General features: G+C 70.1%; 16 protein-coding genes. 8 read left to right on the top strand and 8 right to left on the bottom strand.

Going from position 1 to position 15230, the window contains the following annotated elements:
• Positions 1 to 9 precede the first annotated feature (9 nt).
• The gene (locus ACIQF0_RS07265) at positions 10 to 996 is read right to left on the bottom strand and encodes an ABC transporter substrate-binding protein (protein ID WP_401025575.1); all 987 of its coding nucleotides are present in this window, start codon (positions 994 to 996) and stop codon (positions 10 to 12) included.
• Between the two features lie 54 nt (positions 997 to 1050).
• Between ACIQF0_RS07265 and ACIQF0_RS07260 the strand changes: the two genes are divergently transcribed.
• Entirely contained in the window at positions 1051 to 2571 is a 1521-nt protein-coding gene (locus tag ACIQF0_RS07260) for an FAD-dependent monooxygenase (RefSeq protein ID WP_401025572.1), read from the top strand.
• Between the two features lie 4 nt (positions 2572 to 2575).
• Complete coding sequence (locus tag ACIQF0_RS07255; protein ID WP_401025569.1) at positions 2576 to 3091, top strand: hypothetical protein; 516 nt, start codon at positions 2576 to 2578, stop codon at positions 3089 to 3091.
• Here the strand turns inward: ACIQF0_RS07255 and ACIQF0_RS07250 are convergent.
• A complete protein-coding gene (locus ACIQF0_RS07250) occupies positions 3076 to 3450 on the bottom strand; it encodes a YciI family protein (RefSeq protein ID WP_401025566.1) in 375 nt (124 codons plus the stop codon). The two genes, ACIQF0_RS07255 and ACIQF0_RS07250, sit on opposite strands and share 16 nt — an antisense overlap.
• 96 nt (positions 3451 to 3546) lie before the next feature.
• On the opposite strand from ACIQF0_RS07250, the gene ACIQF0_RS07245 reads away from it, so the two are divergent.
• A complete protein-coding gene (locus ACIQF0_RS07245) occupies positions 3547 to 3966 on the top strand; it encodes a hypothetical protein (protein WP_401025563.1) in 420 nt (139 codons plus the stop codon).
• Here ACIQF0_RS07245 and ACIQF0_RS07240 read toward each other — a convergent pair.
• Positions 3930 to 4208 carry a hypothetical protein gene (locus ACIQF0_RS07240; RefSeq protein ID WP_360029472.1) on the bottom strand — a complete coding sequence of 93 codons (279 nt, stop codon included), beginning with the start codon at positions 4206 to 4208 and terminating at the stop codon, positions 3930 to 3932. The two genes, ACIQF0_RS07245 and ACIQF0_RS07240, sit on opposite strands and share 37 nt — an antisense overlap.
• Positions 4209 to 4363: 155 nt before the next feature.
• On the opposite strand from ACIQF0_RS07240, the gene ACIQF0_RS07235 reads away from it, so the two are divergent.
• The 3 genes from ACIQF0_RS07235 to ACIQF0_RS07225 are packed head-to-tail and all read left to right on the top strand — an operon-like array spanning position 4364 to position 6345.
• Entirely contained in the window at positions 4364 to 4786 is a 423-nt protein-coding gene (locus tag ACIQF0_RS07235) for an XRE family transcriptional regulator (protein ID WP_401027744.1), read from the top strand.
• A 3-nt stretch (positions 4787 to 4789) separates the two neighbouring features.
• A complete protein-coding gene (locus tag ACIQF0_RS07230) occupies positions 4790 to 5263 on the top strand; it encodes a hypothetical protein (RefSeq protein WP_401025559.1) in 474 nt (157 codons plus the stop codon).
• Positions 5260 to 6345 carry an MAB_1171c family putative transporter gene (locus tag ACIQF0_RS07225; protein WP_401025557.1) on the top strand — a complete coding sequence of 362 codons (1086 nt, stop codon included), beginning with the start codon at positions 5260 to 5262 and terminating at the stop codon, positions 6343 to 6345. The genes ACIQF0_RS07230 and ACIQF0_RS07225 overlap by 4 nt, the downstream gene beginning before the upstream one ends.
• Here the strand turns inward: ACIQF0_RS07225 and ACIQF0_RS07220 are convergent.
• The 4 genes from ACIQF0_RS07220 to ACIQF0_RS07205 are packed head-to-tail and all read right to left on the bottom strand — an operon-like array spanning position 6295 to position 9268.
• Entirely contained in the window at positions 6295 to 7974 is a 1680-nt protein-coding gene (locus tag ACIQF0_RS07220; protein WP_401025554.1) for a GMC family oxidoreductase, read from the bottom strand. The genes ACIQF0_RS07225 and ACIQF0_RS07220 overlap by 51 nt on opposite strands.
• Positions 7971 to 8249 (bottom strand): hypothetical protein, encoded by a 279-nt coding sequence (locus ACIQF0_RS07215; protein WP_401025551.1) that lies wholly within the window; start codon positions 8247 to 8249, stop codon positions 7971 to 7973. Before ACIQF0_RS07215 ends, ACIQF0_RS07220 begins: the two co-directional genes overlap by 4 nt.
• Before the next feature lie 52 nt (positions 8250 to 8301).
• Positions 8302 to 8634 carry a putative quinol monooxygenase gene (locus ACIQF0_RS07210; RefSeq protein WP_401025548.1) on the bottom strand — a complete coding sequence of 111 codons (333 nt, stop codon included), beginning with the start codon at positions 8632 to 8634 and terminating at the stop codon, positions 8302 to 8304.
• A 31-nt stretch (positions 8635 to 8665) separates the two neighbouring features.
• Positions 8666 to 9268 carry a DUF6928 family protein gene (locus ACIQF0_RS07205; RefSeq protein WP_401025545.1) on the bottom strand — a complete coding sequence of 201 codons (603 nt, stop codon included), beginning with the start codon at positions 9266 to 9268 and terminating at the stop codon, positions 8666 to 8668.
• Positions 9269 to 9326: 58 nt separating this feature from the next.
• Here ACIQF0_RS07205 and ACIQF0_RS07200 point away from each other — a divergent pair, with 58 nt between their 5' ends.
• Positions 9327 to 11291, top strand: a complete 1965-nt coding sequence (locus ACIQF0_RS07200) for an MDR family MFS transporter (protein WP_401027741.1) — start codon at positions 9327 to 9329, stop codon at positions 11289 to 11291.
• On the opposite strand, the gene ACIQF0_RS07195 is transcribed toward ACIQF0_RS07200, so the two are convergent.
• Positions 11288 to 13906: a BTAD domain-containing putative transcriptional regulator gene (locus ACIQF0_RS07195; RefSeq protein WP_401025542.1), complete on the bottom strand. Its 2619-nt coding sequence runs from the start codon at positions 13904 to 13906 to the stop codon at positions 11288 to 11290. The genes ACIQF0_RS07200 and ACIQF0_RS07195 overlap by 4 nt on opposite strands.
• 190 nt (positions 13907 to 14096) lie before the next feature.
• Between ACIQF0_RS07195 and ACIQF0_RS07190 the strand changes: the two genes are divergently transcribed.
• Positions 14097 to 15230 (top strand): endonuclease/exonuclease/phosphatase family protein, encoded by a 1134-nt coding sequence (locus tag ACIQF0_RS07190; RefSeq protein ID WP_401025539.1) that lies wholly within the window; start codon positions 14097 to 14099, stop codon positions 15228 to 15230.

Here is a 15230-nt window from a genome sequence, read left to right as displayed (position 1 = left end):
TCAGACTGATCACTTGGGCGAGATCCCGAAGGACACGAGGTCGTTGGAGCTCAACGATCCCGCCGGAATCGCAGCGGCCTCCACGAGGGTGCTGACGATCTTCTCGACCCGCGCCTCAGTCACCCCGCCCACGCGACCGCTGTAGTTCAACGGCTTGACGTACGTCGCCATCAGCCCGACCTCGGCACTGGCCACGTCCGCGTCCTGGGTCGGCTGGTACTTCTTGAGAATCGGGCCGACCTCGGCCGGGTGCTCGACCGAGTACTCGAGGCCCTTGAGCAGCGCCGTCATGAAGGTGCGCGCCAGCTCCGGCTTGTTCTGCACGACGTCCTTCGACGACACGAGCGCGTTGCCGTAGAGATCGGGAACCAGGTCGCCGTAGGGCAGCACGACCGCCTTCCTCCCCTTGGCCGCGGCCTCGATCAGCGGCTTGCCGACGACGAACTGCCCGATCCCGTCGACCTGCCCGGCGGCCAGCAACTGCGGCAAGGCGGGCGGAGCGGACGGCACGAACTGGACCTTCGCCGGGTCGATGCCCGCCGCCTTCGCGTAGACCGGGAACATCACCTGGTTCGTCGACCCGGGCTGATCACCGATCTTCTTGCCGACCAGGTCGGCGGGTGTCGAAATCCCGTTGCCCTCCAGGGCGACGATCGCGGCCAGCGACCGTTGCTGGATCGCCGCCAGCACGGTGACCGGCATCTTCTCCTTGGCCATCGTGATCGCGGTGGCGGTGAAGTCGGCGATGCCGAAATCGGCGCGCCCGGCCGCGACCAGCTTCAGGACGTCGACGCTGCCGGTGCCCGGCGTGATCGTGACGTCCAGGCCGGCCTCCTCGAAGAACCCCTTCTCCTTCGCCACGTAGACGTACGCGTCCCGGCCGAACGTGCCGAACGACGTCAGGTAGTCGACCTTCTCCAGAGCTTTCTGCGCAGCTGGTGCCGCGCAGGCCGTCACGGCCAGCAGAACGGCGAGTGCTGAAAACGCTTTCCTCATGTTCCCTCCCCCGAAGGCTCCCTCATGGTCGAACATAGAGGTCGGGGAGGACAGATGAACACGTCCGATAGTCCGGTGGCCGTGATCGGCGCGGGCCCGGTCGGGCTGATCACCGCGTTGGGGCTGGTCGCGCACGGAATCCCGGTCGTCGTCTTCGAGGCAGGGAACGAGCTGTCGGCCGAGACGAGAGCGGGCACGATCCTGACGCGCACGCTGGAGGTGCTGGACCGGTACGACGCGCTCGGGCCGGTGCTGGAGGCGTCGCTGCGGCTCGACGAGATCGGCGAGGTGGACCGGGCGACCGGGAACTCGACCGGGAGCGTGCTCACCTCGGCACTGGCCGGCGAGACGCGGTTCCCGTTCGTCGTCAACGTTCCGCAGCACGAACTGGAGCCGGTGCTCGCGGCGATGCTGCCACCCGGCACCGTGCGGATGGGACACCGGCTGGTGGACTTCTCGCAGCACGAGAACGGCGTGACGCTGCAACTGTCCACTCCGGACGGAACCGTCGGCTTCGCGGCCGCGTACGTGCTGGGCTGCGACGGCGGGCGGTCGACCGTGCGGGAACGGCTCGGCGTGGCGGTCGACGGGCACACCCTGGAGCAGCGGTACATGCTGGTCGACCTGGTGTGCGACCTCGACATCGCCCACCCGCGCGACTACCCGTACCTGGCCTACTTCGGCGACCGCGAGGAGTGGATGGTCCTCGTGCGACAGCCGCACTGCTGGCGGTTCGTGTTCCCGCTGGCACCCGGCCGCGACGAGCCGGCGCCGGACGAGCTGCGGGACAAGGCGCGGCACTTCATCGGCGACGTCGACTCGCTGGAGGTGCTGGACAGCAACGTCTACACCGTGCACCACCGGGTCGCGTCGTCGTGGCGGGACGGCCGGGTGTTCCTGCTGGGAGACGCGGCGCACCTGATCACGCCGATGTGGGCGCTGGGCCTGAACACCGGCGTGCTCGACGCGTCCAACCTGCCGTGGCGGCTCGCGTGGGTGCTGCGCGGATGGGCTTCGGATGCCTTGCTCGACGGCTACGAGGCGGAGCAGAAACCGGTGGCCGTGCACGGTTCGGGCGCGCTGGCGGAGGCGGCCCGCGCCGTGATGGACCGGCGCTCGGACGCCGTCGCGGGGTGGCAGGACGCGATGACGCGGACGTTGCTCGGCGTGCGCCTGGGCGCCGACTGGTCGATGACGCGCACCGGGCCTTTGCGCGTCGGCGACCGAGCCCCGGACCTGCGCGTCTTCGGTCTGCGCGGCCCGGTCCACCTGCACGAGCTGTGCCGTGACTCGTTCGTCGCGCTGCACCTCACCGACGCGCGCCGCCGGCCGTTCATCCCAGCTGACGGACCCGCTGGTCTGCGGCAGGTGGTCGTGAGCCGGTGGGACGCTCCGCACTCGGACCTGCGTTCGCGGGCCTACTTCGATCCGGGCGACACGGTGCGCGAACGCTTCGGCGACGTCGTGGTGCTGCTGCGTCCGGACGCGCACATCGCCCACATCGAACCGTGGACCGCCATGTCGTGGCAGTCGGTCCAGGACCGCTATCTGCAGGAGGTGCACCTTGCGGGGTGACGTCGTGATCTCACCGTCCGGTGAGGAGATCGTGCTCGTCGACGTCGGCCGGCGCGTGCTGCACGACGATCCGGTGGTCAGGGTGTGGGAGGTGACGCTCGAACCGGGCGAGACCCACCCGTGGCACCTGCACCACAACCCGTACGTCGTGCTCAGCGTCGACGGCTCGGAAGGCCGGATGGACTGGCTCGACGGCAGCGAGCCGCGGTTCATCTCCGAGCACCGCGGCGGTTTCGTGTACCGGCCCGTGTCGCCCGTGCACCGGCTGACGAACATCGGCACGACCTTCTACCGCAACCGGCTGGTCGAGCTGAAGGACCTGGGCGAGAACCTGCCGGAACCGCTCGACGTCCGGCCCGACGACGTCAGCGTGCGCACGGTCGCGGACACGGCTCTGGACCTGGAGGGGCCGCACGTTCTCGTGGCGTTGGACAGCGAGGACGTGCGGCTCCACCCGGGCGGACCGTGTCAGCTGGACGGCGAGTGGTTCGTCGTCGAACTGGCCTACTTGGTCAGATAGGGCTCGATGTCCTCGAACTCGGTGACCCGCCGGACCTCGATGGACATCTCCTCGACGCCCGCGAAGCAGGTGATGTACTCCTCGGCGATAGCGGTAGCCTCGTCGAGATCCTTGGCGTTGACCAGCAGGAACCCGCCGACGACCTCCTTGGCCTCCGCGAACGGCCCGTCGGTCGACCTGATCGCCGCGCCACGCCTGCGCACCACCGCGCCCGGCTTCAGCACGCCCTCCGCGCCGAGCATGACGCCGTCCGCGTTGAGCTTCCCGATGAACGTGTTCATCCGCTCGATCAGCTCGGGGTTCGGCTTCCAGGAGGCCTCGTCGTCCTCGTGGACCCGGTGCATGAGCATGAACCGCATGTTCTCTCCTCGTTGTCGACTGGCGGCCTCGTCCGGCCGCCACCCCTGCGTCGATCGACGTCACGGAGCTTTCGACATTTTCGCCATGATGGCCAGGTGAGATTTTCGCGGCTCGTCGTTCCCCTGCTCAGCATGTGGCTGTTCGGCAACCTCTACGAGCAGATCGTGTGGAATCCGCAGCTGCTGGCCGACCCGCGGCCCGGTTCGCTCGTGGGCGTGTTCGCAGCGGGCAGCCCGATCTACTACTACCTGCCGTGGGGACCGCTCGGCGTGGTCCTGGCCGTCGTCTCGCGCGCGCCGTGGCCCGCGCTGGGCTGTCTCACGGTGTCGGTCGTGATGAAGATCCTGCTGATCACGCAGGTCAACCCGGTGTTCCGCGACCCGGCCGTCTCCCGGGACGTGGTCCACGACCACGCCGTGCTCTGGGCGTTCGGCAACGGGGTCGTCGTCCTCGCGGTCGCCGCCGCGATCCTGCTGGTTCAGCGCGCGCAGCGCAGGCCGGCGTCCCCCGCGTAGCAGCCCGGTCCCAGCCGGGTCGCGTTCACGAACAGCAGCACGCACTCGTCGTTGTCGAACCCGGCGATCATCGCCCGGCGCCGCGCCATCTCCAGCGCCTCGCGCACGGCCTCCTCGGGCGTGTGCTCGTAGGACCAGCCCGTGAACGCCTGCGCCTCGTTCACCTCAGCTGCGACCGGCGGGTTGGCCGCCACCGTCAGCGCACCTGCGGCAAGTCCGGCTCCCGGGACCACCTTCGTCATGTCCAGCTCCCCCTCTGGTCGGCGATGAGCGACCGGCTCCCCTCGGTCATTCATCTCAGCTAACGTGACCGACCGTAAGTTGCGCGGACAGACCGTGTCAATCCAAGATGAATGAGAATCTCAAGGGCGTTCATCTGAGCACGTGGAAGGCGATGATGACCGAGGACCGGGCGACCACGCTCGCCGACCGCATCGACCGCCTGTTCCAGGTGGTGCGCAGGCCGAACGGGGAGCAGCACAGCCACGAGGAGGTGGCGCGGTCGTGCCGGGAGACCACCGGGGAGTCGTTCTCGGCCGCGTACCTGTGGCAGCTGCGGACAGGGCGCCGGGACAACCCGACGAAGCGTCATCTGGAGGCGCTGGCCGGGTTCTTCCAGGTGCCGCCGGCCTACTTCTTCGACGATGAACAGGGGAGAGTCATCGCCGGGGAGCTGGAGCTGCTGGGGGCGCTGCGCAACAGCGCGGTGCGGGACCTGGCGCTGCGGGCGGTGACGCTGTCCGAGGAGGGGCTCGGCACGGTCGCCGACATCGTGGAGGCCATCGGACGTCGAGAGGCGCAGCGCGGCAAGGGGGACTAGGCGGTGCTGGGCAGGAGAAACGCGCTGTGGCGGCGATGCGAGCAGATCGCGTCCACTGTGGACTTATCTGATCCGTTCGACGTGCACGCGCTGTTCGGCACGATCGCCGAGCAGCGGGGGCGGCCGATCGAGCTGATCCCGTTGCAGGCGAGGCCTGGGGCGCCGTGCGGGGTGCTGGCCGCGACCGACCGGGCGGACTACGTGTTCTACACGCGGGACACGTCGCCGTTGCACCAGCAGCACATCCTGTTGCACGAGCTGGGTCACCTGCTGTGCGGGCACGCGGAGGGCCAGGAGCTCTCGGACGAGGTCGCGGCGAACCTCACGCCGAACCTGCCGGTCGAACTGGTCCGGCGGGTGCTCGGCCGCACGACCTACCTGTGGGAGCACGAGCAGGAGGCCGAACTGGTGGCGTCGCTGATCGTGCGGCGGCTCGCGGGCGGCGCGGACCCGCTGCGATCGGCCTTCGGGTCGTGATCAGCTACCTCACCGCGGCGCTGCTGGCGGCGATCGGTCTCGCCCAGCTCTCCACCGCCCGGCGCAGGCCCCGGCACCTGGTCACGTTCTTCTTCAGCATGGCGCTGAGCCTCACGATCTCGGCGGAGCCGACGCTCCAGGTGATCGGGATCGAGTACCAGCTGCCCTGCCGGCTCGTCACGAACATGCTGCAGATGCTCGCCGTGCGCGAGTTGATGAAGCTCGCCCGCAGCACCCGCTCCCCCGAACCGCGCACGCCGTGGTGGCCGCTCGTGCTGTGCTGGGCGGTGATGCTGTCGTCCAGCCTGGACTTCGCCGATCTCTACGGCGTGCAGGAGATGCAGGTGTTCCAGTGGCGGCCGAGCGTCCTGCTCTACCAGCTCGCGCTGACGGGCTATCCGATCGGCTGTCTGGCCGTCTTCATGGTGTCGTTGGCGCGCAACGCTTCGACGCGTCCGGCCGGCACGTTCCGGACCGGGCTGCACGTGATCGTGGTGGCCGCGGCGGCGACGATCGGGTGGGGGCTGTTCTCCGGGCTGCCGTCGTTCACGTTCGCGGTCACCGGGTTCGGCGTGGCCGAGTTCCTGCCGGTGTCGCGGAACATCGGCCTGGTGGCGATGACGCTGTGGGTGGTCGGAGCGCTGCTCACGGCGTGGGACGGCGTCGCCCGGACGGTGCGGACCTGGCGCGGGATTCGTGCGGTGACGCCGTTGTGGAAGGCCCTGGTCGCCGCGCAACCGCAGATCGAACTGCCCGCGCGGCACGACCTGGAGTTCACGCTCTACCGGCGGCTGATCGAGATCCGCGACGGGCTGCTCGCGTTGCGCACGCACGTGCCGCCGCAGGTCCAGGACTGGCTGCACTCCCCCGTCGACGGCCCGACGCGCGCCGCCGCCGAACTCGCGGCCGCGATGGTGATGCGCGACGCGGGCCGGAGCTGGCCGCAGCAGCCTTCCGGGCACGCCGGTGAGGCGCCCAGCGTGGAGGCCGAGACCGCCTGGCTGGGCGCCGTGTCCTCGGCTTTCACCCGGTCACCGGTCGTGCGCGAGGTGCGCCGCCTCGCCCAGCTCGACGCGGTGTGACACGAGGTGGCCCGCTGTGCGGAGAGCCAGCGCGGCCATCGTCAGCGACGGGTTGGACGTGCCGAGCGACGGCATGCTGCCGCACCCGACCGCGTACAGGTTCGGGTGGTCCCAGCAGCGTTGCCACTGGTCGACCACGGAGTCGCGCGGTGAGGTGCCCATGACGTGAGTGCCGCCGCCGTGCCCGGCACCCCACCAGCGCATCGGCTCCCCCTCGTGCTCGAAGTACCGCTCGTCGTCCGGCTTGTACGAGGTGTGGTCGTCGGCGCCGAGCAGCTCGAAGATCCGGCCGGAGGCCCGTTTCGCGGCCAGCAGGCCGTCCTTCACGTAGTCCGAGAGTCCGTAGTGGATCGACGGTCGAGGGTTGCCCAGGGCGTCGAGGTCGTCGGCCAGCGTGACGCGGTTCGCCGGATCGGCCTCCTGCTCGACCTCGATCTGCAACGCGAACTGGCGGCCGACCCGGTCCGCCACCGCTTCTCGCAGCGCCTTGCCGCGCAGCCCCGCCGCGACGAACTCGGCCGTGTCGGAATCAGGACTCCCGGCCGCCCAGCCCCAGCCCCAGTTGCCGATCTCGATGCGGAACGGTGCTCTCACCCGGCGTTGCGGACCGCTGCGGAACGCCTCGATGCCCGTCGTCGAGCCGGGGCCGCGGAACGGGCCGATCGCCTGCGGCATCAGCGCCCACGTCAGCAGCGCGGGATGGTCCATCAGGTTGCGGCCGACCTGGTCGCTGCTGTTCGCGAGCCCGGACATGAGCAGCAGCTTGGCGTTCTCGATGGCGTGCGCGGCGAGGACGACCACGTCCGCCTCTTCCTCGTGCCGCGTGTGCCTGCCGGAGGTGTCGTCCTCGTAGCGCTGGTAGCTGACCTTGGTGATGCGCCCGGACTCGTCCGCGTGCACCCGGTTCACCACGCATCTCGTGCGCAGCTCGACGTTGCCCGACCACTGCCTCTGCGTCCGGCGTGGGGTGTACTTGGCGTTCTCCGGGCAGATCGGCACACAGCTCGCGTAGCCGGTGCACTGGTGCCCGTCGGGCCGATAGCCCTGGACCGGGATCCCGTTGCGCGCCTGCGGGGTGCCGACGACGAGCAGTTCGCGCCCGTCGATCCACGCACCGTCCACAACGGACGCGATGGCGTGGTCGAGGTACGTGCGGGGCAGGGCGTGCATCGGATAGCGGTAGCCGTCCGCGACGGGGAGGTGCTGCCGCTGCTCGTCGGCGTCGGCCGCGATGCCGATCTCCCACTCCGCCGCGCGGTAGAAGGGTTCCAGGTCGGCGTAGCCCAGTGGCCAGTTGCGGCCGCGGCCGATGTCGGCGGTGCGGAAGTCGTCGGGGCGCATCCGGGGCGTGATGCCGGTCCAGGCGGTGCCGGTGCCGCCGTTCATCCGCAGGTACGGGCTCGAGTAGGCGTACGGCCCGGTGTTGATCAGGTAGCCACTGGACGGCGCGGCGGCGGTCGTCCGGTACGGCGCGAGCGGCGACTTGACGAGAGCCGTGCGGAACCGGTGCACGGCGTCGTCGTTCGGTTCGGCGCCGGCTTCCAGCACGAGCACGCGGAACCCGTTGTCCCCCAGCACCTTGGCGACGAGCGAGCCGGCGAACCCCGCGCCGACGACCACGGCCCTCACCGGGCGCTTCTTCTGGGTCTCTGCTCCCAGCTGCCGAACCCGGCCGCGCGGGTCCCCGGCGCGGCGACCCCGACCGCCTTCCACGCCAGGCCTTCGGCGTAGGCGCGCTCGCTCGGGATCACCCCGCGCCAGACGCCGGTGTACCAGAGCTGGATGATCTCGTTCTCCGGCGCGCCGTCGGCCAGCGCGCGGTACTGCTCGACCAGTCCGGTCGACCTCAGCTCGTCCGCCGAGAATCCGGTCAGCTCGGCGGACAACTCCAGGAAGGCGTCCATGGCGCCCATCCTGGGCGGACGAACCCGCTGCACCAAACGATCCGGGCAAGGCTCACCCGCGTGGCGCAACCTCCATCTCGCCGAGCAGCGACCAGTCGTCCTGCTCCACCGACTGGCTGACGATCCGGGGAGTCTCCGCGAGGTGCTGAGGCAGTTCCTTCTGGGCGTTCTTGAAATGCTCGGACTGCACGTGCGCGCCGCCCGCGTCGCCGTCCCGGAACGCCTCGACCAGCACGTACTCGGTCGGGTCGTCGAGGCTGCGCGACCAGTCGAACCACAGGCAGCCGGGTTCGGCGCGGGTCGCCTCGGTGAAGCTGCGGCTGATCTCGGGCCAGGCCTCGGCGTGCTCGGGCAGGACGCGGAACTTGGCGGTGATGAAGATCAAGACGGCCTCCTTCAGGTGATCTCGTCCGACCCTATGACGGCTCGGTGATCGGGACCAGCGAGCCGTCCGGCCCGATCGTCATCCGCCGCGGGCCGCGCCGGACCATCGCGGCCACCGCGGCGTTGTGGGCGGTGTCGCGTTCAGGCCGGTCCGGACCGGTCACGCGGAAGCCGTGCAGCACCACGCCGTCCGGCGGGCTCTCCGCCGTGAAGCCGAACATCTCCGCCGCCACCGAGTCCGCGAGTTCGTACTGGTCGTGCGACTCGGCGTGGTGCGACCGGAGCAGCGTGCCGTCCGCGGCCCATTCGGCGAACGCCAGCCACCCCGAACCGGAGTGCTGGGCGAACACCTTCAGCGGACGATCTCCCGCGAACTCCAGGACGTGCTCGGGCACGGGCACGGTCGCCAGCTCCTGATCGCACACGATCGTGGCATCCGGGAACACCGCGACGTACGCGAACCCGTCACCGGGGTAGATCTCGTCCACCAGTTCGCCGTCTCCGACCGGCTCGACCGCGCAGCCCGGCCGCAACGCCCGGACCACCGCCTCCGCCGCCGAACGATCCGGCCCGCCACCACGTCGCAACGCCGCCCGCACGTCGCCGAACGCCACCAAAGCGGCCTTGACCCCCATCGTGTTCCTCCCCCTGCGAGGTCGTCCAACCTGCGCGATCATCCCCTGCGTGCCCGAGATGATCGACACTCGCAGGCGGAACCTGGTCGTCGCGGCCGTCCTCCTCGCCATGCTGCTGGCCGCACTCGACCAGACCATCGTTTCCACCGCGCTGCCCACGATGGTGGCCGATCTGGGTGGCGGCGCGCACCTGTCGTGGGTGGTGACGTCGTACCTGCTCGCCGAGACGATCATGACAGTGCTGATCGGCAAGTTCGGCGACCTCTACGGGCGCAAGAAGACGTTCGTCATCAGCGTCGCGCTGTTCCTGATCGGGTCGTTCTTCGCCGGCTGGTCGGAGTCGATGACCACGCTCATCGCGTTCCGCGCGATCCAGGGCCTGGGCGCCGGCGGGTTGATGGTCACCTCGACGGCGATCATCGCGGACGTCGTGCCGCTCAAGGAACGCGGCAAGTTCCAGGGCTTCGCGGGCGCGGTGTTCGGCATCGCGACGGTGGCGGGGCCGTTGCTCGGCGGGCTGTTCGTCGACCACCTGAGCTGGCGCTGGGCGTTCTACGTGAACATCCCGCTCGGCATCGCCGTGGTGCTGGTGGCGATCGCCGCGCTGCCCACGATCAAGGCGGCGGGCAGCCCGAAGATCGACTACGCCGGCATCGCGCTGATCGCCCTCGCCGCCACCGGGTTGACGCTGGTCACGAGCTGGGGCGGCACCGAGTACGCGTGGACGTCGCCGACGATCCTGTGGATGGCGGCCGGATCGATCGTGCTGCTGATCGCGTTCGTGCTCGTCGAACAACGCGCGGCCGAGCCGATGCTGCCGATGAGGTTGTTCCGCAGCAGGGTGTTCACGGTGTCGGGCATCCTGAGCTTCGTCGTCGGGTTCGCGATGCTCGGTGGCATCACGTACCTGCCGATCTACCTGCAGTACGTGCGCGGCGAGTCGGCCACGGCGTCCGGGCTGTGGATGCTGCCGCTGATCGTCGGTCTCATGTCGACGGCCCTGTTCACCGGCAACACGATCAGCCGCACCGGCCAGTACCGGATCTTCCCGCTCATCGGCTCGGTCGGGCTCACCATCGGCCTGTTCCTGCTGTCCCTGCTGGACGCGAACACGAGCTACTGGGAGATGGGCGCGTTCATGATGGTGCTGGGCGCGGGCATCGGCCTGGTGATGCAGGTGCCGGTGATCGTCGTGCAGAGCACCACGAACTACACCGACCTCGGCGTCGCCACGTCCGGCATCAGCTTCCTGCGCACGATGGGCAGCTCGTTCGGCGTCGCGATCTTCGGCACGATCTACGCCAACCAGCTGCCGAAGCACCTGGTCGTCCCGCCGGGCGTCGACCCGCGCGCCATCGCCAGCCCGGCCGCGGTCCACGCGCTGCCGGACGCGATCAGGGCCCCGATCGTCGCCGGGTACGCCGAGACCGTGCAGATGATGTTCCTCATCGCGGCCCCGATCGGACTGGTCGCGCTGGCGGTGGCGTTCTTCCTGCCGCAGGTCCAGCTGCGCGACACCTCCCGCGCCGCGGCCGCCGGCAACAGCGGTGTGGGCGAGAGCTTCGCCGCGCCGCCGTCGAACTCCTACGACGAGCTGCGCAAACTGGTCTCGACGGTCGTCTCGAAGTCCGACGAGGACCCCGGCCTGGCCGTGCTCCGCCGGTCCGGCGTCGACCTGCCGCTGGAACAGGCGTGGCTGCTCGGCCGCGTGTACCGGGCGTCGACGGACGACGGCGTCGCCACGCTGGACGAGATCGCCGAGATGACGAAGGTGCCCGGCGGCATCTTCGAACCGACCGCGCAGGCGCTCGTGCGGTCCGGGCACCTGGCCTTCGGCGACGACGGCTACCGGTTCACCGACCAGGGCGTGGACGTGTTCACGCAGCTCGTACGGGCGTGGCGGCGCTGGCTGCTCGACCAGCTGGAGGACTGGCACGAGCCGGACCAGCGCGACTTCGCCCAGGCGCTCGACTCGTTCACCGACGAGCTGATCGAGAGCGGCCGGCAGATGAGCCGGGTCTAGACACGGGCTTGCAGGGCCGCGGCCTCCGCGTCGCGGCCCTGTTCCCGGTAGAGCTCCAGAGCGCTTTCCCAGTGCTCACGCGCCCGTACCTCGTCGCCGGCCTCCGCGTGCACGTCACCGAGGTGCTCCAGCACCGTGGCCGACTCGGCGGGATTGTCCAGTTCCCGGTACAGCGCCAGGGCCTCGCCGTAGTGCGCGATCGCGTCGGCGTGGCGGTCGTCGTGGCGGGCGATGTGCGCGAGGCTGTCCAGCGTCGCGGCGATCCCCTCCGCGTGGCCGAGCTTGGTGTTGAGCAGCATGGCCTCCTCGCAGAACGTCCTCGCCTCGGCGTAGCGGCCCAGGCACGCGTACCGCCAGCCGGCCTCGTTCAGCGACTCGGCCTCGCGGACCTCGGACGCGGCGGCACGGAACTTCTCCAGCCCGAGCAGCGAGTGCTCCAGCGCCTTCTCCAGGTCGCCCTCGAACTCGGCGGCCCACGCGATCGACCGGTGCGCGGCCCCGTGCGCCACCGGGTCGTCGTTGCGCGCGAACAACTCCAGGCTGCGCTCGAAGTGCCGGTGTCCCAGCGCGGACTGGCCCAGCTCGACGTAGTTCGCGCCGAGGCACATGTGCGCGGTCGCCTGCTTGGTCTCGTCCCCCATGGCCTCGGCGGCCCGCAACGCCGCCAGCCAGGCCTCCACGTCGTCGGACGTGCGCCCGCGCCGGAGGTGGTAGTTGTTCAGCGTGCGGCCGATCATCCAGGCCACGTCGAAGGCGCCGCGTTCCAGGGCCTGCCGTTGCTCGGTGACCAGGCAGGCGTGCTCGGCGTCGAACCACGCCATCACGGCGGCGTTGCTCTCGAACGCGAGTGTGTGGCTGCTTTCGTGTTCCGGCAACGGTTTGTGCGGTTCCTGGGTCAGCGCGGCGGCGCGTGCGGTGGCGGCGTAGAAGTCGGCCAGCCGCGTGCCGGCGTCGGCGGAACGGTCCGCCGCGTACAGGCCGACCAGGTCGTGCATCCGGTACCGGCCGGGCACGTGCTGCTGCACCAGGTGCGCGTTCTCCAGTTCCCGCAACACCATCCGCGTTCGTGCCGCGGGCCGGTCCAGCAGCGCCGCGGCCGCCGCGAGGCTCACGTCCGCCGTGCCGACGGTGCCGAGCAGGCCGAACGCGCGGGCCGCCTCCTCCGACAGCGCCGCCACGGACCACGAGAACACGGTCCGCAGGTTCGTGCCGATCTCGCCCGCGTCCAGCGCGTCGAGCGGCTGCTCGCGCAGTTCCCCGGCGAACGCGGCCAGCGGGAAGTCCGGTTCCATCGCGGCCCGCGCGGCGACGATCGACAACGCCAGCGGCAGGCCGCCGCACCAGCTCACCAGGTCCGCGACCACCTCGGGTTCGGCCGCCACGCGCTCGGCGCCGAGCCTGGCCACGAGGAACTCGTGGGCGTCGGCCGGGCGCAGCACGTCCAACGACACAGACCGGGCCCCGTGCGCCGCCACCAGCCCGGCGAGCTTGAGGCGGCTCGTGACCAGCACCGTCGCGTCCGAGCCGGGTAGCAACGGCACGACCTGCTCGGTGGAGCGGGCGTTGTCGAGCAGCACCAGCATCCGCCGCCCCGCGACCACGCTGCGGTAGCGCGCGGCCCGTGCGTCCAGTCCGGCCGGGATCGTGTCCTCCCCCAGCGCCTCCAGGAACTCGCGCAGCACCGTCTCCGGCGGCGTCGGCTCCGCGGACGGGTCGAAGCCGCGCAGGTTCACGTAGAGCTGGCCGTCCGGGAACTCGGCGAGGTGCCGGTGCGCCCAGTGCAGCGCCAGCGCGGTCTTGCCGATGCCGCCCGTCCCGCCGATCGCGGTGATCACGACGGTGCCTGCCGAGCCCAGCGCGGCCAGTTCGTCGGTGCGGCCGGTGAACCACGGGTGCGGCGCGGGGAGCTGGCGAGGTCCGTCGGCGCGGTCGTCCACGTCGCCGTTGAGAATCCGCTGATGCATGTCCTGCAACGGTTTGCTCGGATCGACGCCGAGTTCGTCGGCGAGGCGGTGGCGCACGATCTCGTAGTGCCGCAACGCCTCCGCGTCGTTGCCCGACCGGTGCAGCGCCAGCATCAGTTGTGCGGCAAGGCGTTCGTCGAGCTGGCGTTCGCCTGCCAGCTGCCGCAACGAGGGCAGCAGCGCGGCGTGCCGGCCGTCCGCGAGCGCCACGTCGTTGCGATCCAGTTCGGCGGCGACGCGTTCGGCGTGCAGGCTCTCGCGCAGCGCGTCGAACCACGGCGACTCGAGCCCGTCTAGCGCCTGTCCGCGCCACAGCCGCAGCGCCGCGTCGAAGTCCCGATCGCGCACGAAGGCCCGGAAGCGGAACAGGTCGACCTGCGCCGGGTCGACCGTGAGGCGATATCCGGCCGGTGAGCGCTCGATGTCCAGTTCAAGGAGCTTGCGGAGCTTTGACACGTAGCCGTAGAGCGTCTCGCGCGCCCGCAGCGGCGCCCGTTCACCCCAGACGCGGTCGAGCAGCCGGTCGACCGGAACCGGCCGTCCCTCCTCCATCAGCAGCGCGACCAGCACAGACCGTTGCCGGACGTGGCCGATCTCGACCGACTCACCCCGGTCCCGCACCTCGACGGCGCCGAGCAGCCCGAACTCCAAGATCACCCCTCAGCCAGTGGATTCAAGGTTCATCCTAGGTTCGTCCTCGGCCAAACGGGCAAAGTCGTTCTCGCGGAGGGCCCCACCACATCCGGCAGCCCAGCCACCGGGGCCCTCCACCATCGGCGCAGCGAAAGATCACCCGAGCGGACCAGGGCGAACACGTTCCTCCACATGCGACCCTGAAGTCGTGAGCACCACGCGAATCGGGTCGTTCAACGTGGAGAACATGTTCGAACGTCCCAAAGTGATGGGCCGCAACGCCACCAAACACGCGGCCCCGACTCTGGCCGCCCACGCCCGGTTCAACGAACTCATCGCCGCCGAGACCTACACGCCGGAAGTCAAGGAAGAGCTCAAGGAACACCTGACGACGCTGGAGTTGCTCAGGAGTGACCGGAGCAGGTACGCGGTCCTGCGGCGCATCCGCGGCCGTTTCCTCGCGCGCCACCGCACCGGCGAAACCTCAGTCGTGGCAAGCGGACGCGAGTCCTGGGTCGGCTGGGTGGAGCTGACCACCGAACCCATCAGCGAACTCGCCACGCGGCACACCGCCCAGGTGATGCGAGACGTCGGCGCGGACGTCCTCGGCGTGGTCGAGGCCGAGTCGCGCGAGTTGCTGCACATGTTCTCCGCCAGCATGCTCAAGCACGTCGGCTGGACCCCGTACGAGGAGGTCCACCTCATCGACGGCAACGACGAGCGCGGCATCAACGTCGGATTGCTGACGAGAGAACAACATCAGGTCATCACCATCCGCACGCACGTGTACGCGCGGGACAGCTCGGGCACCATCTTCTCCCGCGACTGCGCCGAATACCACGTGCGCACGCCCGCCGGCCCCGAGGTCGTCGTGCTCGTGAACCACCTGAAGTCCAAGGGCTACAGCACTCCCGGCGACCCTCTCGGCGCCCGCCGCCGCTTCCGCCAGGCAGTCCGCATCGCCCGCATCGTCAACCGGTTGCGCGACGAGGGCCACGAGTACATCGCCGTCGTGGGCGACCTCAACGACACCGCGGACAGCGAGGCACTGCGCCCGTTGTTCCAACGCACGGGCCTGCGCGACATCAGCGAGCACGAGAACTTCGAATGGGACCACCGCCTCGGCACGTACCGCGGCGTCAACGAGAAGGGCAAGATCGACTACGTCCTGCTCACCCCGGAGCTGTTCGCGAAGGCCACCGGCGGCGGCGTCTTCCGCAAGGGCGTCTGGCGCGGCCCGCGGACCAAGAACCGTTGGGACGTCTACGAAACCATGACGAACGAGGTGCACGCGGCCAGCGACCACGCCGCGATCTACGCCGACATCGACTGGAGCGCCTAG

It is taken from the genome of Lentzea sp. NPDC092896 (assembly GCF_044754905.1).
Taxonomy (GTDB): domain Bacteria; phylum Actinomycetota; class Actinomycetes; order Mycobacteriales; family Pseudonocardiaceae; genus Lentzea.
This window is presented reverse-complemented; position numbering and strand designations above follow the sequence as displayed.